The organism is Azospirillum sp. BE72, assembly GCF_031455875.1.
GTDB lineage: Bacteria > Pseudomonadota > Alphaproteobacteria > Azospirillales > Azospirillaceae > Azospirillum.
In genome coordinates, this window is record NZ_JAVDTO010000008.1 from 74,367 (window position 1) to 94,151 (window position 19,785).

Annotated in this window: 19 protein-coding genes and 1 pseudogene; 12 read left to right on the plus strand and 8 right to left on the minus strand. The window is 68.2% G+C overall.

The window, feature by feature from the left end:
• Position 1: 1 nt before the first annotated feature.
• Both J2Y49_RS19730 and J2Y49_RS19735 read right to left on the minus strand, forming a co-directional pair.
• The gene (locus tag J2Y49_RS19730; RefSeq protein WP_310116599.1) at positions 2–940 is read right to left on the minus strand and encodes a 3-keto-5-aminohexanoate cleavage protein; all 939 of its coding nucleotides are present in this window, start codon (positions 938–940) and stop codon (positions 2–4) included.
• 81 nt (positions 941–1,021) lie between these two features.
• Complete coding sequence (locus tag J2Y49_RS19735; protein WP_310116600.1) at positions 1,022–1,933, minus strand: 3-hydroxyacyl-CoA dehydrogenase NAD-binding domain-containing protein; 912 nt, start codon at positions 1,931–1,933, stop codon at positions 1,022–1,024.
• A gap of 318 nt (positions 1,934–2,251) precedes the next feature.
• Between J2Y49_RS19735 and J2Y49_RS19740 the strand changes: the two genes are divergently transcribed.
• From J2Y49_RS19740 to J2Y49_RS19755, 4 genes are all read left to right on the plus strand, one after another.
• Complete coding sequence (locus J2Y49_RS19740; RefSeq protein ID WP_310116601.1) at positions 2,252–3,679, plus strand: sigma 54-interacting transcriptional regulator; 1,428 nt, start codon at positions 2,252–2,254, stop codon at positions 3,677–3,679.
• A gap of 103 nt (positions 3,680–3,782) precedes the next feature.
• Positions 3,783–4,304: a 2Fe-2S iron-sulfur cluster-binding protein gene (locus J2Y49_RS19745; protein ID WP_310116602.1), complete on the plus strand. Its 522-nt coding sequence runs from the start codon at positions 3,783–3,785 to the stop codon at positions 4,302–4,304.
• A complete protein-coding gene (locus J2Y49_RS19750) occupies positions 4,301–5,308 on the plus strand; it encodes a xanthine dehydrogenase family protein subunit M (protein ID WP_310116603.1) in 1,008 nt (335 codons plus the stop codon). The genes J2Y49_RS19745 and J2Y49_RS19750 overlap by 4 nt, the downstream gene beginning before the upstream one ends.
• Positions 5,305–7,632, plus strand: coding sequence for a xanthine dehydrogenase family protein molybdopterin-binding subunit (locus J2Y49_RS19755; RefSeq protein WP_310116604.1), 2,328 nt, complete (start codon positions 5,305–5,307; stop codon positions 7,630–7,632). Before J2Y49_RS19750 ends, J2Y49_RS19755 begins: the two co-directional genes overlap by 4 nt.
• Here J2Y49_RS19755 and J2Y49_RS19760 read toward each other — a convergent pair whose 3' ends face one another.
• Genes J2Y49_RS19760 through J2Y49_RS19770 form a run of 4 tightly spaced genes read right to left on the minus strand, consistent with a single transcriptional unit; the run spans position 7,633 to position 9,005 of the window.
• Positions 7,633–7,911 carry a (2Fe-2S)-binding protein gene (locus J2Y49_RS19760; protein WP_310116605.1) on the minus strand — a complete coding sequence of 93 codons (279 nt, stop codon included), beginning with the start codon at positions 7,909–7,911 and terminating at the stop codon, positions 7,633–7,635. It lies immediately after the preceding gene.
• Complete coding sequence (locus tag J2Y49_RS32435; protein WP_409017876.1) at positions 7,806–8,108, minus strand: NAD(P)-binding protein; 303 nt, start codon at positions 8,106–8,108, stop codon at positions 7,806–7,808. The genes J2Y49_RS19760 and J2Y49_RS32435 overlap by 106 nt, the downstream gene beginning before the upstream one ends.
• Positions 8,105–8,371: a (2Fe-2S)-binding protein gene (locus J2Y49_RS19765; RefSeq protein WP_310116606.1), complete on the minus strand. Its 267-nt coding sequence runs from the start codon at positions 8,369–8,371 to the stop codon at positions 8,105–8,107. Before J2Y49_RS19765 ends, J2Y49_RS32435 begins: the two co-directional genes overlap by 4 nt.
• 31 nt (positions 8,372–8,402) lie before the next feature.
• A complete protein-coding gene (locus tag J2Y49_RS19770) occupies positions 8,403–9,005 on the minus strand; it encodes a hydantoinase/oxoprolinase family protein (RefSeq protein ID WP_310116608.1) in 603 nt (200 codons plus the stop codon).
• A gap of 68 nt (positions 9,006–9,073) precedes the next feature.
• Here J2Y49_RS19770 and J2Y49_RS19775 point away from each other — a divergent pair, with 68 nt between their 5' ends.
• Entirely contained in the window at positions 9,074–9,292 is a 219-nt protein-coding gene (locus J2Y49_RS19775) for a hypothetical protein (RefSeq protein WP_310116609.1), read from the plus strand.
• Between the two features lie 33 nt (positions 9,293–9,325).
• Here the strand turns inward: J2Y49_RS19775 and J2Y49_RS19780 are convergent.
• Positions 9,326–9,466 (minus strand): annotated as a pseudogene (locus J2Y49_RS19780) (LysR family transcriptional regulator); the annotation flags it as partial.
• 278 nt (positions 9,467–9,744) lie between these two features.
• On the opposite strand from J2Y49_RS19780, the gene J2Y49_RS19785 reads away from it, so the two are divergent.
• Genes J2Y49_RS19785 through J2Y49_RS19795 form a run of 3 tightly spaced genes read left to right on the plus strand, consistent with a single transcriptional unit; the run spans position 9,745 to position 13,701 of the window.
• Positions 9,745–10,101: a HigA family addiction module antitoxin gene (locus tag J2Y49_RS19785; protein ID WP_310116611.1), complete on the plus strand. Its 357-nt coding sequence runs from the start codon at positions 9,745–9,747 to the stop codon at positions 10,099–10,101.
• Positions 10,085–11,584, plus strand: coding sequence for an ATPase domain-containing protein (locus J2Y49_RS19790; protein WP_310116613.1), 1,500 nt, complete (start codon positions 10,085–10,087; stop codon positions 11,582–11,584). Before J2Y49_RS19785 ends, J2Y49_RS19790 begins: the two co-directional genes overlap by 17 nt.
• Entirely contained in the window at positions 11,581–13,701 is a 2,121-nt protein-coding gene (locus J2Y49_RS19795; RefSeq protein ID WP_310116615.1) for an ATP-binding protein, read from the plus strand. The genes J2Y49_RS19790 and J2Y49_RS19795 overlap by 4 nt, the downstream gene beginning before the upstream one ends.
• 65 nt (positions 13,702–13,766) lie before the next feature.
• Here the strand turns inward: J2Y49_RS19795 and J2Y49_RS19800 are convergent, their stop codons facing one another.
• Positions 13,767–14,657 carry an IclR family transcriptional regulator C-terminal domain-containing protein gene (locus J2Y49_RS19800; protein WP_310116616.1) on the minus strand — a complete coding sequence of 297 codons (891 nt, stop codon included), beginning with the start codon at positions 14,655–14,657 and terminating at the stop codon, positions 13,767–13,769.
• Positions 14,658–14,860: 203 nt separating this feature from the next.
• On the opposite strand from J2Y49_RS19800, the gene J2Y49_RS19805 reads away from it, so the two are divergent.
• The 4 genes from J2Y49_RS19805 to J2Y49_RS19820 all read left to right on the plus strand — a co-directional run bounded on the left by J2Y49_RS19805 (position 14,861) and on the right by J2Y49_RS19820 (position 19,733).
• Entirely contained in the window at positions 14,861–15,637 is a 777-nt protein-coding gene (locus J2Y49_RS19805) for an enoyl-CoA hydratase/isomerase family protein (protein ID WP_310116618.1), read from the plus strand.
• A gap of 127 nt (positions 15,638–15,764) precedes the next feature.
• A complete protein-coding gene (locus tag J2Y49_RS19810; RefSeq protein ID WP_310116619.1) occupies positions 15,765–16,865 on the plus strand; it encodes an ABC transporter substrate-binding protein in 1,101 nt (366 codons plus the stop codon).
• Positions 16,866–16,890: 25 nt separating this feature from the next.
• Complete coding sequence (locus J2Y49_RS19815) at positions 16,891–17,973, plus strand: ABC transporter ATP-binding protein (RefSeq protein WP_310116620.1); 1,083 nt, start codon at positions 16,891–16,893, stop codon at positions 17,971–17,973.
• On the plus strand, positions 17,970–19,733 hold the full coding sequence (locus J2Y49_RS19820; RefSeq protein ID WP_310116621.1) for an ABC transporter permease subunit: 1,764 nt from the start codon (positions 17,970–17,972) through the stop codon (positions 19,731–19,733). The genes J2Y49_RS19815 and J2Y49_RS19820 overlap by 4 nt, the downstream gene beginning before the upstream one ends.
• Positions 19,734–19,785: the final 52 nt, after the last annotated feature.

Sequence of the window (19,785 nt, forward strand, 5' to 3'; positions counted from 1 at the left end):
CTCAGAACGCCACCTGGTCGGCGCCCTTGAGGTCGAGCATGGCGCGCGCCTCGGCGGGGGTGGCGACCTCCAGCGACAGCTCCTCCAGGATGCGGCGGATCTTCGCCACCTGCTCGGCGCTGTTCCGTGCGAGCCGGCCCTTGGCGAGATAGAGGCTGTCCTCCAACCCGACGCGGACATTGCCGCCCATCACCGCGGCCATGGTCGTGAAGGGGATCTGGTGGCGGCCGGCGGCCAGCACCGACCATTGGTAATCCTTGCCGAACAGGCGGTCGGCGGTCTCCCGCATGAAGACGAGGTTGCGCTCCTCCGCCCCGATGCCGCCGAGAATGCCGAAGATGGTCTGGATGAAGAGCGGCGTCTTCACCAGCCCGCGGTCGAGGAAATGCGCGAGGTTGTACAGGTGGCCGACGTCGTAGCACTCGAACTCGAAGCGGGTGCCGCAGCCCTCGCCCAGATGTTCAAGGATATAGGCGATATCGCGGAAGGTGTTGCGGAAGATGAAGTCGTCGGTGCTGCGCAGATAGGGTTCCTCCCAGTCGTGCTTCCAGTTCTTGTAGCGGTCGGCCAGGGGGAAGATGCCGAAATTCATCGACCCCATGTTGAGCGAGCACATCTCCGGCTTGGCCAGAAGCGGGGCGGCAAGCCGTTCCTGCACCGTCATGTTCAGCGAGCCGCCGGTGGTGATGTTCAGCACCGCATCGGTGGACTGCTTCAGCCGCGGCAGGAACCGCATGAACACCGCCGGGTCCGGCGTCGGCTGGCCGGTGCGGGGATCGCGGGCGTGCAGGTGCAGGATCGCCGCCCCGGCCTCTGCCGCGCCGACACCCTGCTCGACGATCTCGTCGGGCGTGACCGGCAAGGCGTCCGACATGGTGGGCGTGTGGATCGATCCGGTCAGCGCGCAGCTGATGATGACCTTGTTCCGTGTTGCGGCCATGCATGGCCCTCCTATGTGGGTCCGGCCGGTGAGGCTGCGGACGATTGAAACTCAAGCATCGCCAAGCGGTCGTGCCGGCGGTCAGTTGCGGTCGACGCCATCCAGGCGCCGGAGGTGGGCGGCGAGGCCGTCGGCGACCTCCTGCCGCTGCGCCTCGGTCCAGGTCCGGAATCCGGCGCCCGCCTTCATGCCGAGCCGCCCGGAGGCGACCAGATCGCGCAGGAGATTCTGCGGGCCGGCGCTGCGGTCGAGATCGGCAAGGAGATGCTCGTGCACCGCCAGCGTCAGGTCGGTGCCGACGAGATCGGCGTTCTCCAGCGGCCCCAATACGGCGAGGCGACGGCCGAAGCTTGCCTTGACCACGGTATCCACCGTTTCGGCATCGCAGACGCCGTTCTCAACCAGGGCGATCGCCTCGCGCCACATCGCGTGCTGCAGGCGGTTGCCGATGAAGCCGGGGACATCCTTGCGGACATGCACCGGCTTCTTGCCGATGGACGCCAGCAGGCCGATCATCGCGGCAATCGCCGCATCGCCGGTGTCCCCGGTCTGGATGACCTCGACCAGCGGGATCAGATGGGGCGGGTTCCACCAATGGGTGCCCATGGCACGGGTCTTGTCGCCGAGCGGCTCCATGATCCGGGTGATCGGGATGACCGACGTGTTGCTGGCCAGAAGCGCGTGGGCGGGAGCGGCAGCCTCGACAGCGGCAAGGACGCGTTGCTTGAGGGCAAGATCCTCCGGCACCGCTTCGATCACGATGTCGGCGTCGGCGACGGCGTCCACCAGCGCTTCCCGAGGGTCGATCAGGTCGGCGGCCGCGGTGTCCTCTCCCAGGATCTGCAGATTGCGACGGATATGGCCGAGGATCGCCGCCCGGCGGCCGGCATCGGGTTCCTGGATCGCGACGCGATGTCCGGCGGCGGCGAAGGCCTGCGCGATGCCGTGCCCCATCAATCCGCCGCCGATGATCGCGATGCGCTGCTTTGTCATGGCGCGTGCATATCCCCCTCTGCCTGACCTGACGCCCCTGTCCTGCCACCCTCCGCACATAAGACGTAAAGCGGATTGTTTGGGTGGGCCGCCTTGTGGAAAGTTGGAGAGCAACGCGCGTGCCAATCGGACAACCAGTTGAAAGAAAAGGGTTTTGATTGCGCGATGTGCGATGTGGGAATGCAGGAGACATGGATTTCGGACAGTCCGCCCGCTGACGCGGCCGGACACCCTTGCAAATGGGCGCTTTCGCCCTGTTCATTTTTCTGACAGATAATGTACAATATATTGACAATCTGCGATGCGGAGGACTGTCGCATGCGGTCGGAACCTGCCGGTCACTTCGCCGCGGCACGTGCGCTGATGGTGATGATCGACGAGATGATCGACGGCGCCATACTGGTCGACCGGGATGCGCGCATCGTCTGGTCCAACGACAAGCATGTCTGGTTCAACGACAAGCTGATGGCGCAACTCGGACTGCGATCGACCGCGGACCTGATCGGCCAGCCGGTGGAGCGCGTCATCCCGCACAGCCGGATGCGCGAGGTGGTGGAAACCGGCCGGTCGCTGCCGCTCGACATCATGCGCTATGGCGAGCACACGCTGCTGGTCAGCCGCCTGCCCCTGCGCGACGAGCGGGGGGAGGTCATCGGCGCCCTCGCCTTCGCCCTGAAGAACAGCCTGACTTATCTTCGGCCCATCGCCGACCGCTTCAACAAGCTGCAATCGCGCCTGACCCGCGTGGAGCAGGAATTGGCGGCAAGCCGGGCCTCCCAATACACGGTCGAAAACCTGATCGGCTTCAGCCCGGCCATGCTTCAGGTCAAGCGGCTGGTGCGCCGGGCGGGCCAAATACGGTCGGCGGTGCTGCTGCTGGGAGAGACCGGGACCGGCAAGGAACTGGTGGCCCAGTCGATCCATGCGTCCTCGGACCGGGTCCATCGCCCCTTCGTCGCGGTCAACACCGCCGCCATTCCCGAAAATCTTCTGGAGGCGGAGTTCTTCGGCGTCGCGCCGGGGGCCTATACGGGCGCAGGGCGCCAGCCGCGCCCCGGCAAGTTCCAACTGGCCCATGGCGGGACGCTGTTCCTCGACGAGATCGGCGACATGCCGCTGCCCTTGCAGGCCAAGCTGCTGCGCGCCCTGCAGGAGCGCGAGGTCGAACCGCTGGGGTCCAATCAGGTCGTCAAGGTCGACGTCCGCATCATCGCGGCGACCAGCCGGCCGCTGGCCGACATGGTGCGGAGCGGCGCCTTCCGGTCGGACCTCTACTATCGTCTCAACGTCTTTCCGATCCAGCTGCCGGCACTGCGTGACCGCAAGGACGACCTGGAGATCCTCGCCTCCCTCTTTTCCGAAAAGATCGCCATCAGCCTCGATCAGCCGATGCGCGAACTGACGGCTGCGGCGCTCGATGCGCTGCGGCAGCATGATTGGCCCGGCAATGTCCGTGAATTGGCCAACGTGATCGAACAGGTCTATGTGCGCACCGAAGGCGAACGCATCCTGGCCGAGGATTTCGCGGACATCCTTCCGGGCACGACGATCCAGCCCCCTCCCCCGCCCGATGGCAAACGCTCCCTGGCCGCGGCGATGGACGAGTTGGAGCGGGCGCTCATCCTCGAAGCGTTGGAGGACAGCCGGGGGAACAAGCTGGAGGCCGCCCGCAGGCTCGGCCTGTCGCGCACGAACCTCTATGCCAAGCTGCGCAAGCACGGCATCCCGTCGCAGCCGGACGACTGACGCCGCGCAACCGTGAACGGCACCAAATCGCTTCCCGCTTGTTATCCCGCTTCAGGCGGCGGCCGGTCCTCACCGGCCGGCCCTGGCTCGCCGGGAGGAACAGATGGGTATCACCGTGAACGGGACCGACGTGGAGTTGCCGGATGATCCACGCGTCTCCCTGCTCGACCTGCTTCGCGAAACGCTCCACCTGTCCGGCACCAAGAAGGGCTGCGACCAGGGAGCCTGCGGCGCCTGCACGGTGCTGGTCGACGGCCAGCGCATCCTCTCCTGCCTCGCGCTTGCGGTGCAGTATGAGGGGCGTTCGGTCACCACGATAGAAGGCATCGGCGCCGACGGTGCGCTGCACCCGTTGCAGCAGGCCTTCATCGAGCATGACGGCTTCCAGTGCGGCTACTGCACGCCCGGCCAGATCTGCTCGGCCATCGGCATGATCGAGGAATTGCGGCGCGGGGTGCCCAGCCACGTCACCGGCGACCTCCACGCCACATCGATCCCCTACAGCCGCGACGAACTGCGCGAGCGGATGAGCGGCAACCTGTGCCGCTGCGGCGCGCACAACGGCATCATCGACGCCATCGCCGAAACCTATCGGGCCAATGCACATCCGGAGGCCGCGGAATGACGCCCTTCACCTACACGCAGGCGGCCGATGCGGATGCCGCGGTCCGCCTTGCCGGCGGTCAGCAAGCGGACGCCCGGTATCTCGGCGGCGGCACCAACCTCGTCGACCTGATGCGCGAGACCATCGAACGTCCCACGGCGCTTGTGGACGTTACCGGCCTGTCGGACCGGATCACGGAGACCGATGGCGGCGGCCTGCTGATCGGCGCGGCGGTGCGCAACACCGCCCTTGCCGAACATCGGCTGGTCCGCAGCCGCTATCCGATTCTGGCGCGGGCGATCCTGGCCGGCGCCTCCCCGCAGATCCGCAACATGGCGACCGTGGCCGGGAACATTCTCCAGCGCACGCGCTGCGCCTATTTCTACGATCAGGCCGGATCGCGCTGCAACAAGCGGGAGCCCGGCCAGGGCTGCGACGCCATCGACGGCTTCAACCGCATGCATGCGATCCTCGGCGCCTCGCCATCCTGCGTCGCGACCCACCCGTCGGACATGTGCGTGGCACTGGCGGCCCTCGACGCCACCGTTCACCTGACCGGGATCCAGGGCGAACGCCGCCTGCCCTTCGGGGAGTTGCACCGGCTGCCCGGCGAAGAGCCCGACCACGACACGGTGCTGCGGCCGGGCGACCTCATCACGGCGGTGGAACTGCCGGCCCTTCCGCCGCTGGCGCGCTCCACCTACCGCAAGGTCCGCGACCGGTCGAGCTATGCCTTCGCCCTGGTTTCGGTCGCCGCCGCGCTGGCGGTGGAGAACGGGACCGTGACGGATGTGCGGCTCGCGCTCGGCGGCGTCGCGCACAAGCCCTGGCGCGCATCGAAGGCGGAGCAGGCTCTGCGCGGTCAGCCCGCGACCGAGGTCACCTTCCGGGCCGCCGCCGCCGCTGAACTGGCGGAGGCCACCCCGCTGCGGGACAACGCCTTCAAGATCGAACTGGCGCAACGGGTCATCGTCGCCGTGCTCGGCGAGTTGGCGGAAAACAGGCTGGCGGGAGACGGGGCATGAGCATCGTCGACAAGGGCAAGGAAGCGGCGCAGGGCATCGCGCAATCGGTGATGAAGAAGGCCGTCGAGCTGGCGCCCGGCGCCCTCCTGCCGGGCGGTCGTCCAGACCCGCTGATCCGGCGCCAGCACGGCCATATCGGCAAGCCGGTCAGCCGGGTCGACGGTCCGTTGAAAGTGCGGGGCGCCGCCCCCTTCGCGGCGGAAATCGCGCTGGACGGCATGGTCTACGCCGCACTCGCCTACAGCACCATCGCCAAAGGCCGCATCGTTACCCTCGACACCGGAGCGGCGGAGGCGGCGCCGGGCGTGGTGCTGGTGATGACCCACCACAACGCGCCGCGCCTCAACCCGCCGCCGCGCTTCCTCAGCGGGGACAAGGCGGCGGCGGGCGACGATTCGCCGGTCATGCAGGACGACCGGGTGCGCTGGAACGGCGAGCCGTTCGCCCTGGTGCTGGCCGAAACCCAGGAACAGGCCGACCATGCCCGCTCGCTGATCCGCGTGACCTATGCCGAGGAGCCGGCGGCGACCTCGCTGCCGACGGCCGACGGGTGCGAGGTCGGAACCTTCATGGGCGAGCCGTTGCGCGCGGTGGTCGGCGATGCCGATGCGGCCCTGGCTGCCGCTCCCCACAAGGTCGAGGCGGTCTTCGCCACGCCGGGACACAATCACAACGCCCTGGAACTGCACGGCGCGACGCTGGTCTGGCGGGGCGACGAGCTGTTCGTCCATGACGCCACGCAGGCGGTCGCGCACACCGCCTGGTCGATGGCGCAGATCTTCGGCCTGGAGGAGGCCCAGGTTCATGTCAGTTCGCCCTTCGTCGGCGGCGGCTTCGGCGCCAAGGGGCTGTGGCAGCACCAGATCCTCGCGGCGGCGGCGGCGCGGCTGGCCGGTCGCCCGGTCCGCATCGCCCTGTCGCGCGAGGGCGTGTACCGCATCGTCGGCGGCCGCAGCCCGACGGAGCAGCGGGTGGCGCTCGGTGCCGATGCCGATGGGCGCCTGACGGCGATCATCCACCGCGGCGTGACGCCGAAGACGCGCCACAGCCCGATGCCGGAGCCCTTCATCCTGCCGACCCAGAGCGCCTACGCCGCCCGGACCTTCGCGCTGGAAGTGCAGACCTGTTACCTCGACATGGTCGCCAACACCTTCATGCGCGCACCCGGCGAGGCGGTCGGCACCGTGGCATTGGAATGCGCGATGGACGAGCTGGCCGAACAGCTCGGCATGGATCCGATCGAGCTGCGCATTCTCAACGAACCGGAGAAGGATCCGCTGTCCGGCCGGCCCTTCTCCTCCCGCAACATCGTGGCGGCGTACCGGGCCGGCGCCCAGCGCTTCGGCTGGGACCGCCGGAACCCGGTGCCCCGGTCGCGGCGGGAGGGAGAGTGGCTCGTCGGCATGGGCTGCGCCACCGCGACCTATCCCTACCATCGCATGCCCGGCGGTGCGGCGCGCATCACGCTGGACGCCGCCGGGCATGCCCGCATCGACGTGGCGGCGCACGAGATGGGCATGGGCACCGCGACCACCCACACGCAGGTCGCCGCCGACCGGCTCGGCCTGCCGCTGGACGCGGTGACGGTCCGCTACGGCGACTCCTCGTTGCCCGGCGTCATCCTTGCCGGCGGCTCCCAGCAGACGGCATCGGTCGGCCTCTCCGTGATGATGGCCCACCAGGAACTGGTCGGCGAGTTGCTGAAGCTGGCCGGCAACGACTCACCGCTGGCCGGCCTCGGTGCCGACGAGGTCGAATGCGCCGATGCCGGCCTGCGCAAGCTGGATGAGCCCGGTCGGTTCGAGAGCTACGCCTCGATCCTGGCACGGTCGGGGCGCAGCGAACTGGTGGTGGAAGGCAGCGCGCCGATGCCGCTGGAGACGATGCACTGGTCGATGCATTCCCACGGCGCGATGTTCTGCGAGGTGCGGGTCAACGCCATCACCGGCGAGACGCGGGTCAGCCGCTTCCTGGGCTCCTTCGACTGCGGCCGCATCCTCAACCCGAAAACGGCGGCGAGCCAGTTCCGCGGCGGCATCATCATGGGGCTGGGGCTGGCCCTGATGGAGGAGACGCAGTTCGACGGGCGGAACGGCCGGATCATGAACCGCAACCTGTCCGACTATCACCTTCCCGTGCATCTGGACGTGCCGGAGATCGAGGTGATCTGGACCGACATCCCGGACCCCCATGCCCCGATGGGCGCCCGCGGCATCGGCGAGATCGGCATCACCGGCACCGGGGCCGCCGTCGCCAACGCCATCCACAACGCCACCGGCCGGCGGGTGCGGGAGTTTCCGATCACGCTCGACAAGCTCCTGTGATCACTCCTCCTCCGGCAACGCGCGGATCGGCGTCGGGCGGACCGGGGCTTGCGCGCGCAGGCGTCCCACGTCGCCGGCATGGGCAAGCCCGCCGGTGGCGGCAATCAGGTCGGCCGCCGCAAGCTGGCAATAGCGGCCCTGGCAGCGCCCCATTCCGGCACGGCCCAGGGATTTCACCCGGTTGACCTCCGCCCCGCCATAGGCCGCCGTTTGACGCACCGCACCCGCGGTGATCCCCTCGCAACGGCACAGGACGGCGGCGTCGGACAGGGCACGCACCTGTTCGGCCGGCCAGGGGAAGGCGCGGGCGGTCGGGTGAAGCCGTCGGGCGGGCGCCGGTGGATCTGCCCGCCGGCCCGCGCCCCCTCGTCGATCACCGTCGGACGCAGTCCGGCCGCCGCCAACGTTTCCGCCGCACGGATCCCGGCAGGGCCGGCGCCGACGATCACGACACCCGGTTCGGTGGGCGCGGTCATGGCCAATCCCCCCGCGTCCGGGTCAGCAGCCGCATGCCCTCGGCCACCGGGGTGGAACAGGCGCGGATGCGCGCGCCCTGTTCCTGCCAGATCCAGCAATCCTGGCAGGCCCCCATCAGGCAGAAGCCGGCGCGCCGCTCCGAGCCGAATTCCGCCTGACGCAGCGCCGGGGCGTTGGCCAGGATCGCCGTCAGCACCGTATCGCCCGCCAGAGCCGTCCGTTCCACGCCGTCCAGCAGGAAGCGGACCGGCTCCCGCCCCATCTCGGCCAGCCTGACCAGCCGGCCGCCCCGCTCATTCCGCCGCCTCCCGGACCATGGCCTTGGAGCGGGGCATCTCGGGGAACCGGGCATAGACCTCTTCCAGCGCGGCCTCCACCCCATCGGCACCGGAGCGGCCGGCCATGCGGCTGAAGATCTCCGTCTTGGCGAAGAAGCGCCAGTGGATCGGCAGGCCGTCCAGAGTCCGCGTCAGGAAATCATAGGCGTCCTGGGTCCATTGCCGCTCGTACCCCTCGCGTTCGGGTCCGAAATGGAAATGCCCGGTGGGTGCCGGCCGGTCCACGCGCAGCCGGTCGGTGGCCTCAGTGTCGAGCGCGCCGTCGCGGATGACCACGCCATACTCCCGCTCCGCCGCCTCGACGGAGACATAGCCGCGTGCCACGTCCCGGGCCACCCGCCATGCCTCGCGCGTGAACGGATCGCCCTGCCCGTCGACGCTGGCGACCGACCCGCCGCCGATGGAGCTGACCGACACCGAGGGGATGTGCAGCGGAAACTCGCCGATCATCTCGCCGGTGCCGAACTGGGCCTGACCGTCGATGATCAGGGCGAAATCGGCCGAGGTGCCGCCGATGTCGAGCGTCAGGATGCGCGGCTCCCCCGCCTGCCGGGCCACCCACGCCGCGCCGTTGAGACCGGAGGCGGCGCCGGACAGCAGAACTGTCGGGCGGCCAGAAGCAGCGGGTGAATTTCGCCCGCGCGCTGACCGCCGAACCGAAGCTGATCCTGTGCGACGAGATCATCGTGATGTACCGCGGACAAACGGTGGAGACCATCATTCCCTCCGCCCGGCACCAGCCGCAGCACCCCTATTCGAAGCTGCTCTTCTCGTCGGTGCCGAAGCTGGACCCGACCTGGCTCGACCCGCTGAACCTCGACGCCGACCGGATGCGGGTGGCGTAAACGGCCGCCCCTGCGCGCGGCCACCCGGTCGAACAGCTTGAACCCCAACTGATCTTCGGCATGCAGCAGGATCTGGCTCAAGGCCGGCTGCGAAATGTTCAGCATCGCCGCCGCCCCGGTCACCGTTCCACAGCGCATCAGCATGCAGAAGACTTCCAGTTGGCGGGCTTGCATTCACGATTCCAGACGCTGGCGAAGAGGAGGCGGCCCCGGCACGGCCGGACCACGACCATAGCGACCGGCGAGCCCAAGGGTCGAGAAGCAACAGCAAGGAAGCGGCCAAGCCCCAGCTGTAAACAAATTCCAGAGGTCTTAGAAAAAAAGCATGGTGAACACAGGTTGGCACCGTGTTTTCGCCACCTCTATGCCGAAGGGTCGATGAAGATAGCGCAGGCTGCGCTCTGTCGCGCGATGCGTTACATCTGGGCGACCGTATGTTCCGGTCAGGATCGATGTCTGCAGAACTGCCTCCGTCCACTGATCCTCCGCCCCATCCCGGTGCCGTTTTGCGCAACCGCGTGTTGCCCGAACTTCGGCTGACGGTGACCCAGGCCGCCCATGAACTGGCGATTGCGCGCCAGACGCTCCACCGCGTGCTTGCCGGCACCGCCGCCGTCACGCCCGAGATGGCTGCCCGGCTGGCCCGGCTCTGCGGCATATCCGCCCATTTCTGGCTCGACCTTCAACTGGCGCATGATCTTTGGCATGCGCAGCGCGCCCTTGCCGATACCTTGGACCGCATTCCGGTGCATGCGCTGCCCGACACCCTCAAGACGGATATCCTGGCCCGCCATGCCCGCACCCACTGAACTGCCGCGCAAGGCGCGAACCGGCGTTGCCGGCCTCGACGACATCCTCGCCGGCGGTCTCGCCCGCGACCGCGTCTTCCTGCTCGAGGGCAGCCCCGGTACCGGCAAGACCACCATTGCCCTGCAGTTCCTGCTGGACGGCGCCGCGGCCGGTGAAACCGGACTCTACATCACCCTGTCGGAAACCGAGGGGGAGCTTCGCGACGCCGCAGCCGAACATGGCTGGACGCTCGGCGAGGCGATCACGGTGTTCGAACTGGTCCCGCCGGAGAGCCTGCTCGACGAGGCGCACCAGCAGAGCCTGCTCTACTCCTCCGATCTCGAACTCGGCGAGACGACCAAGCTGATGTTCGACGCGATCGGGCGGTGCAAGCCGATGCGGATCGTCCTCGACAGCCTGTCGGAGATCCGGCTGCTGGCCCAGAGTTCGTTGCGGTACCGGCGCCAGATCCTCGCCCTCAAGCATTATTTCGCCCGGCATGGCGCCACCGTGCTGCTGCTGGACGACCTGACCACCGACACCATGGACAAGACGGTCCACAGCATCGCCCATGGCGTGATCCGTCTGGAGATGGTGACGCCGGCCTACGGCGCGGAGCGGCGGCGCTTGCGGGTGCTGAAATACCGTGGGCAGGCCTATCGCGGCGGCTACCACGATTGCACCATCTCCACCGGCGGTTTCAAGGTGTTCCCCCGGCTGATCGCCGCCGAGCATCGGACCGGCTTCGCCGGGGAGCGGCTGGCCAGCGGCATTGCCGAACTCGACACGCTGCTGGGCGGCGGCATGGAGCGCGGGTCGAGCGCCCTGATCATCGGCCCCGCCGGAACAGGAAAGTCGCTGCTGGCGCTTCAGTTCACGGTGGCCGCCGTCGCGCGGGGAGAGCGGGCGGCGCTGTTCGTCTTCGACGAGGAGCTTGGCCTGCTGTTCGCCCGGACCAGGGCGATGGGCTTCGACCTCGAAGCCATGCGCGACCGCGGCAGCCTGATCATCGAGCAGGTGGATGCGGCGGAACTGTCGCCCGGCGAGTTCACCCACCGGGTCCGTGCCTGCGTCGACGACCACCAGATCCGCACCGTGGTGATCGACAGCCTCAACGGCTATCAGGCGGCGATGCCGGAAGAGCAGCTTCTGGTCCTGCATCTTCACGAATTGCTTCTGTACCTGAACCGCCAGGGCGTGACGACCTTCCTCACCATCGCGCAGCATGGCCTGATCGGCGACATGCAGTCCCCGGTCGACGTCACCTATCTGGCCGATACCGTCGTTCTGCTGCGCTACTTCGAGGCGTTGGGCCGTGTCCGGCGGGCGATCTCGGTGATCAAGAAGCGCGCCGGTCCGCACGAGGACACGATCCGCGAGTACCGCATCAACGACAAGGGCATCGCCGTGGGACCGCCTCTGGACGAGTTCCAGGGGGTGCTGCGGGGCGTGCCGATCTATATCGGCCAAGGCGGACCTCTGATGCAGGACGATCCGGCTTGAGCGAATCCGCCATCATGGAGCGTGCGCTGATCCTGGCGCCGCATGGACGGGATGCCGCCGTCGCTTCCGCCTTGCTGGGCGAGGTCGGGATCGCCGCGCACGCCTGTCCCGACCTGCCGGCACTGTGCACGGCGCTGGAGGACGGGGCCGGACTGCTCATCCTTGCGGAGGAGGCGGTGCGGACCGCCGATCTCCAGGGTCTTGCCGGCTGGATCGGCGCCCAGCCGCCCTGGTCGGACCTTCCCGTCATACTGCTCACCTTGCGAGGCGTCGGTGTCGAACGCACGCCCGAGGCGGCACGGCTGACCGAGCTGCTGGGCAACGTCACCTTTGTGGAACGCCCCTTCCACCCGACCACCCTGGTCAGCGTCGTACGGACCTGCCTGCGCGGCCGACGCCGGCAATATGAGGCGAGGGCGAGGCTCGTAGAGCGCGAACGTCTGCTGGCGGACCTCGCCGACGAAAGGGCGCGCTTCGAAACGCTGGTGGAACACCTGCCGGTGGGGGTCAACCTGATGGGCCTGAACGGCCAGACCATCCTGTCCAATCCCGCATTCCGCCGCTTCCTCCCGGACTCCGTCATTCCGTCGCAGCGACCGGATGGCAAGGAGGCCTGGATCGGCTACGATGAGCAGGGCCGCCGTCTGTCCCGTGATCGCTATCCCGGAGCGTGTGCCCTGCGCGGCGAGACCGTCAGCGGCATCGAGTTCATCTATCATCCTGCCGGCGGTCAGCCGGTCTGGACCCGTGTCAGCGGCATGCCAGTTCAGGACTCCACCGGCAAGACAGCCGGTGCGCTCGCCGTCATCGTCGACATCAGCGACCAGAAGGCGGCGCAGGAGGCTCTGCAGCGCCTTACCGCGACGCTTGAGACCAAGGTGCAGGAACGCACCCGGGAACTGGCGGCGACGCTCGACCAGCTACGCGACGAGATCCGCGACCGCGAACGCGCCGAAGAGCAATTGCGCCAGACGCAGAAGCTGGAGACGCTCGGCCAGCTTACCGGCGGCGTCGCGCACGACTTCAACAACCTGTTGATGGCGGTGCTCGGCAATCTGGAATTGCTGCGCAAACGCCTTCCCGCCGATCCGACGACGGAGCGCCTTTTCGACGGCGCCATGCAGGGAGCCCAACGCGGAGCGACGCTGACCCAAAGGCTTCTGGCTTTCGCCCGTCGCCAGGATCTGCAGCCGCAGGCGGTGGACCTTGCCGGGCTGCTGGACGGCATGAAAACGCTGTTGGAGCGGTCTGTCGGCCCGCGCGTCGTCATTCGCATCGACGCTCCGCCGGCGTCGGTGCCGGCCCTGATCGATCCCAACCAGCTCGAACTCGCGATCCTGAATCTCGCCGTCAATGCCCGCGATGCGATGCCCGATGGCGGCACGCTCACCGTGACCGTGGACGAGGCGCCGGTTTCCGTGGCTTCGGGGTTGCCGCCCGGTTCCTACCCTCATATCAGCGTGCGGGACACCGGTACGGGAATGGATGGGGAAACGCTTGCGCGGGCGGTGGAGCCCTTCTTCTCGACCAAGGGGATCGGCAAGGGCACCGGGCTGGGGCTGTCGATGGTCCACGGTCTGGCGGTGCAGTCCGGCGGCGCGTTCCGGCTGTCGAGCGTTCCGGGCCAGGGGACGGTCGTGGATCTGTGGTTGCCGAAGGCCACCACTCCTGCCCAGGCGGCCGAGTTGCCGGCGCCGCCGGTGGTCGACGTGTCTCCCGCCGTGGTCCTCGTGGTCGACGATGACGCGCTGATCGCCATGAGCACCGTCGATATGCTGGCCGACCTTGGGCACACGGTCCTCGAAGCGAGTTCGGGCACCGAGGCGCTGGAGCTTCTGCGCAGCGGCCAGGCGGTCGACCTGATGCTGACGGACTATGCGATGCCGGGCATGACCGGCGTCGAGCTTGCCCGGGCGGCCCGCGCCATGGACCCGGACCTTCCGGTTCTGCTGGCGACGGGATACGCAGATCTGCCGGAAGGCGTCGTCGCCGACCTGCCGCGGCTCGCCAAGCCATACACGCAAAACCAACTCGCCGTTGCGACGGCCAAGCTGTTGGCCGAAATGGCGAGGACCTCGGCACATGCCAAGCGGAGTGACGGCCTCCACTCCGATTAGCGCGCCGAATTCCGGAACTTGTTTGCAGCAGGATCGCCCCGATGGATGGCCCGTCGGGCGGTCCGTCAGCGTTGCGAGACCGACCCCGCCGCCGCCACCACCAGCGGAGCGAACCGTTCCTCCATCTCCTCCGGAGTGAAGCGTGCGCGGGAGACGGCGATGTTCAGCGCTCCCACCGGCACTCCCCCCGGCCCGGTGATGGCCGCCGCGACCGAAAGGTCGCCGTGATAGAATTCCTCGAACGCGGTGGCATAGCCGCGGACCGCCGATTTCGCGATCTTCGCGAGCAGATCCTCCCTCTGCCAGGTGGTGTGCGGGGTGTAGGGCTTCAGATCCATCCGGTCGATCAGGGCAGCCGCATCCGCCGTCGGCAAGCGCGACAGGATGGCGATGCCCGGGGCGGTGCAGTAGGCCGGCATCCGCGTGCCGACGATGACGTCGGTGTTCAGGACGTGCCGGCTCATGAAGCGCGACACGAAGACGATCTCCGGCCCGTCCATGACGGTCAGGTTGATCGTCTCCTCGGTCGTCTTGCTGAGATGCATCAGGTACGGCATCGCGCGTTCCAGCATCGCGTTGCTGCGAAGATAGTGATGCGCGAGATCCAGCGTGCGGACGGTCAGCTCGAACCGCTTGGTGACCGGATCCTTCCGCAGATAGCCCAGCTTCTCCAACGTGTAGGTGAAGCGCTGCGCGGCGCTCTTGTCCATGCCGACGGTGGCGGCGACCTGGGTCAGGCTCATGGATGGGCGGCTGTAATCGAAGGCGTGCAGCACGCGAAACGCCTTGTCCACCGACATCACCATCAAGGGATCGGCGGCCCGGCCCTCCTGGCCGTCGTTTTCGACCTGCGCATCTCCGGCCGGGGAGCCGGTCGCGGAAGCGCTTTCGGCAGTCCCGCCATTCGCCTTGCCGGCGGCCTTGGGTGAAGAGGTGGTGGATCGGCGCGGTGCCATGTCGGTCGGTCCTGAAAGTGCGCGGTGAGAGATACCGTTGACAGCGTACCGAAAGCAAGCCAAGCTAATCAATACAAAGTATTGCTATTCAATACGACGCGCGGTGATCCCGCCTTCGACCCCCTCTCCCGCGGGGCATTCCGGCCGTGGGCGCAGAGTTGCGCCGGCTCCGGACTGCCCTGCCGTTCGACAGGAGCGCATCCGTGACCGACTTCATCCTCACCGAGACCCGCGGCCCGGTCGGCGTCATCACGCTGAACCGTCCCGAGGTGCTGAATGCCTGGAACAAGGCGATGCGCGACGCGCTGGTCGTCGCCTTCGACCGGCTGGAGGCCGACGGCGCCGTCCGCGCCATCATCCTGACCGGAGCCGGCGACCGCGCCTTCGGTGCGGGGCAGGATCTCAACGAAACCAAGAGCTTCGATGCCGAACGCGCCGAGGAATGGGTGGCAGAGTGGGAGCGGCTCTATCACCGCATGCGTACCCTGTCGAAGCCGCTGGTGGTGGCGCTGAACGGCGTGGCGGCCGGTTCCGCCTTCCAGGTCGCGCTTCTGGGCGACCTGCGCGTCGGCCATCCCGGCGTCCGCATGGGCCAGCCGGAGATCAATTCCGGCATCGCCAGCACCACCGGCCCCTGGATCATGAGGGAGATGATCGGGTTGGCCCGCACCATCGACCTGACCCTGACCGGCCGGCTGATGGACGCGCAGGAATGCCACGCCATCGGCCTGATCAACCGCATCGTCCCGCAGGAGCGCGTGATGGCCGAAGCGCTGGAGCTCGCCGGTGAACTGGCCGCGAAGCCGCCGGTCGCCATGCGCCTCGACAAGCAGCGCTTCCGCGAGATGACCGAAGCGGGATTCCGCGACTGTCTGGCCGCCGGCGTGCGCATCCAGCGCGAAGCCTACGCCTCGGGCGAACCGGCGCGGATGATGGAGGAGTTCCTGGCAAAGCGCGCCGCGCGCAAGACGGCGGCCTGACGGGGCATCCGCCCGAAACCGGACCGGGGCGGAGCGGGGCGGCCTGCGGCCGTCCCCGCCCCCCTTCGAAGCTTCCTCCATCAACCGGGCGACCACAAGACCCGGCCAGCGAACAGGGATTAGGACCATGGGCAAGACCGACGATTTCACCATCAACCGCCGCAGCCTGCTTGCCACCGCAGTGACGGGGGCGGCGGGCACCGCGCTGGGCGCCGCTCTGCCGGTCGCCCTATCGGCCGGCATGAGCCGCCCGGCGGCGGCACAGACCACCCAGATCACCGTGGCCGATCCGGGCGGACCCTACAGCCCGGCCTTCCGCAAGGCGTTCTACGATCCGTTCGAGAAGGCGACCGGCATCAAGGTCGTCAATGTCGCCCGCGAGGCCGAACCGACCGCCCAGTTCAAGGCGATCGTCGAAACGAAGTCCTACAGCTGGGACGTCTGCACCCTGACCCTGTCGGCCCGCGACATCCTGGCCCGCCAGAACCTGTTGGAACCCCTGGATTTCACGGCCGCCGAGGCTCCGGGGCTGATGCCGGAGGCGCTGACCGGCCAGTGGATGGGAACGGACGTCTATTCGACGATCCTCGCCTACCGCACCGACAAGTTCCCGTCCAACCCGCCGCAGAGCTGGGCGGATTTCTGGAATGTCGAGAAGTTTCCCGGCCGCCGTTCGCTGCGCAAGAACCCCATCGACACGCTGGAACAGGCCCTGCTGGCGGACGGCGTGCTGCTCGACCAGCTCTACCCGCTGGATGTCGAGCGCGCCTACAAGAGCCTGGAGCGCATCCGCCCGCACATCGCTGCATGGTGGACCGGCGGTGCCCAGTCCACCCAGCTGATCCAGAGCGGCGAGGTGGACATGATCGCCCTGTGGAACGCCCGCGCCCAGGCCGCCATCGACGGCGGCGCACCGGTGAAGATCTCGTGGAACCAAGGCCTATATTCAATCGAGGGCTGGGGCATCCCGCGCGGCAACCCGCGCGCGGACGCCGCCCGCAAATTCATCAAGTTCTGCGCCGATCCCCAACGCCAGGCGATCTTCACCGAAGCGCTGTCCTACGGCCCGACCAACCTGAAGGCCTACGACACCATCCCGAAGGAACGCGCGCAGGCGCTGCCCACCTTCCCCGAGAATCTGAAGCGGATGACCATCGCCCGCGAGGACTGGTGGGGTGCCAACCGGTCCAAGATGAGCGAGCGCTTCAACGCCTGGATCCTCGGCTGACGACCATCACAGGAGACCCGCCGCCATGTCCCCCTCCCACGGAACGGCCCCTCCCGCCTGCAAACTGCTGGTCGATGGCCTCACCAAGAGCTACGGCTCCGTCGTCGCCCTGCAACCCACCCGCCTGGAGGTCCCGGCGGGCGAGTTCCTGACCCTGCTGGGTCCCTCCGGCTCGGGCAAGACCACGCTTCTGCAGATGATCTGCGGGCTGGTGGAGCCGAACGGCGGGCGCATCCTGATCGACGGCCGCGACGAAACCCGCACCCCCGTCCACAAGCGCGACATCGGACTGGTGTTCCAGCATTACGCCCTGTTCCCGCATCTGACGGTGGCGGAGAACATCGGCTTCCCCCTGCGCATGAGGGGGGTCGCGGCATCCGACCTCGACCGCCGGGTGCGCGATGCGCTCGACATGGTCCATCTCGGCCATCTCGGCGACCGTTTCCCCAAGGAATTGTCGGGCGGGCAGCAGCAGCGCGTCGCGCTGGCACGCTGCTTCGTCTACCAGCCCTCCGTCATCCTGATGGACGAGCCGCTGGGAGCGCTGGACAAGAAACTGCGCGAGCAGATGCAGTACGAGATCAAGCGGCTGCACCGCGAGACCGGCGCCACCATCATCTACGTCACCCATGACCAGGAAGAAGCGCTGGCCATGTCGGACCGCATCTGCCTGATGAACCATGCGCGCATCGAGCAGATCGGCTCCCCCCACGACATCTACACCCGCCCGAAGACCGCCTTCGCCGCCGATTTCATCGGCGTGTCGAACATCTTCCGCGGCCGCATCCAGCAGGACGAGGGTGGTGCCCCCATCCTGGTGACCGGCGGAGGGCGCTTCCGCCTGTCGGCCGCCACCGCCGCCTCGGGCCGGGGCGAGGCGTCGCTGATCGTCCGCCCCGAGCAGCTCGACCTCGACGGCGAGGGCGACAACGAGGTGTCGGGCCAGGTGGTCGACACCGTCTATGCCGGGTCGGAAACCCGCGTCCTGGTGGCGCTGGGCGACCAGTCCACCATCACCGTGCGGCTGCGGCGCGGCATGTCTCCGCCACCGCTGGGCGACCGCGTCGCCGTGCGCTGGCGCAGCGACGCCGGGGTGCTGGTGTCATGAGCGCCGCCATCCTGCACGGCTCCGCCGAGGGCGGCTTGAGGCAGCGTCTGCGCTTCGGTCCGCTCTGGCTGGCGGCGCCCGGCATCGCCTTTCTTGCGGTCTTCTTCATCTATCCGGTCCTGCGGCTGCTCGGGCTCAGCGTCCAGGATGCCGACACCGGCGCCTGGACGGGGGACCATTACGCCCGCATCGTCGACACCGGCGTCTATTTCCGCGTCCTGATGGGCACTTTCCGCATCGCCGGGCTGACGGCGCTGTTCTCGCTTCTGCTGGGCTATCCGCTGGCCTACTGGCTGGCGCAATTGCCGGAGCGCAGGCGCGGCGCGATGGTGCTGGCGGTGATGATCCCGTTCTGGACCAGCTATCTGGTGAAGACCTTCGCCTGGATGGTGATCCTGGGGCGGAACGGGGTCATCAACGGCATCCTGTCGGCCGGCGGCCTGCCGGCGCCGGAGATGCTGCACAATGAATTCGGCGTGATGGTCGGCATGGTGCACGCGATGCTGCCGCTGGCGGTGCTGACCATGCTGCCGGTGATGACCGGCATCGACCGCAGGCTGGTGCAGGCGGCCGAAACGCTGGGGGCGGCGCCGGGCCATGCCTTCTGGCTGGTCTATTTCCAGCTGTCGCTGCCGGGCGTCGCGGCGGCGGGGCTGCTGACCTTCATCTCGTCGCTGGGCTTCTTCATCGTCCCGGCCCTGTTGGGCGGACCGCAGCAGACCATGCTGGCGCAGCTGATCATCACCCAGATCCAGGAGATGCTGAACTGGGCCTTCGCCGGTGCGCTGGCGACCTTCATGCTGGTGTCCGCACTCGTCACCTGCTGGGTCTACGACCGCGTCTTCGGGCTGTCCACACTGTCGGGCGAGGGATCCCGGCGCAAGTCGGGCGGCGGCGGCATGCGCAAGGCCGGCCAGCGCATCCTGTCGGCCCTGGCGGCGCTCACCGCCGCGGTGGCGCGGGTGACGGCGCCGGTGCTGGGCGAGCGGGGCCGCGACCGGCTGCCGGCGATCTATTCGACGCTGGTGCTGGTCTTCCTGGTAGCGCCGGCCGTCGTGGTGGTGCCGATCGCCTTCACCAGCTCGCCCTTCCTCGACTTCCCGCCGCCGGGCTACAGCCTGAAATGGTTCGAGGTCTATTTCGGATCGGACCTGTGGCTGGGCGCCACGCTGCGATCCTTCGGCGTCGCCTTCGCCACCGCCATATTGGCGACCCTGGTGGCGGGACTGGCCGCCCTGGCGCTCGCCCGCTCCACCTCGCGCTGGCGCGGGGCCATCTTCGCCCTGTTCCTGGCGCCGATGATCGTTCCGCGCATCGTCATCGCCGTCGGGCTGTTCTACCTGTTCGCCCAGATCGGGCTGGTCGCCACCGACCTCGGCCTGATCATCGGCCACACGGTGCTGGCACTGCCCTTCGCCTTCGTCGCCATCGCCGCCGTGGTGAAGGGCCACGACTGGCGCCTGGACCAGGCAGCGGCGACGCTCGGCGCCAACCGGGTGCAGACGCTGATGCGGGTCACGGTTCCGCTGACCCGCGGCGGTCTGGTGGCGGCCTTCCTGTTCGCCTTCATCACCTCCTTCGACGAGCTGACCGTGGCGATCTTCGTCAGCGGCGGGGTCAAGACCACCCTGCCCAAGCAGATGTGGGACGACATGATCCTGCAGTTGAACCCGACGCTGGCCTCGGTGTCGGTCGTCGTCTTCGTCATCGTCATGGCGCTTCTGCTGATCGCCGAACGGCTGCGCCGCTCCGGCCGCTGAGACGCCACTCTCAAGACGCCGCCATCAAGACGCCACCCCTGCCATCCTCTCA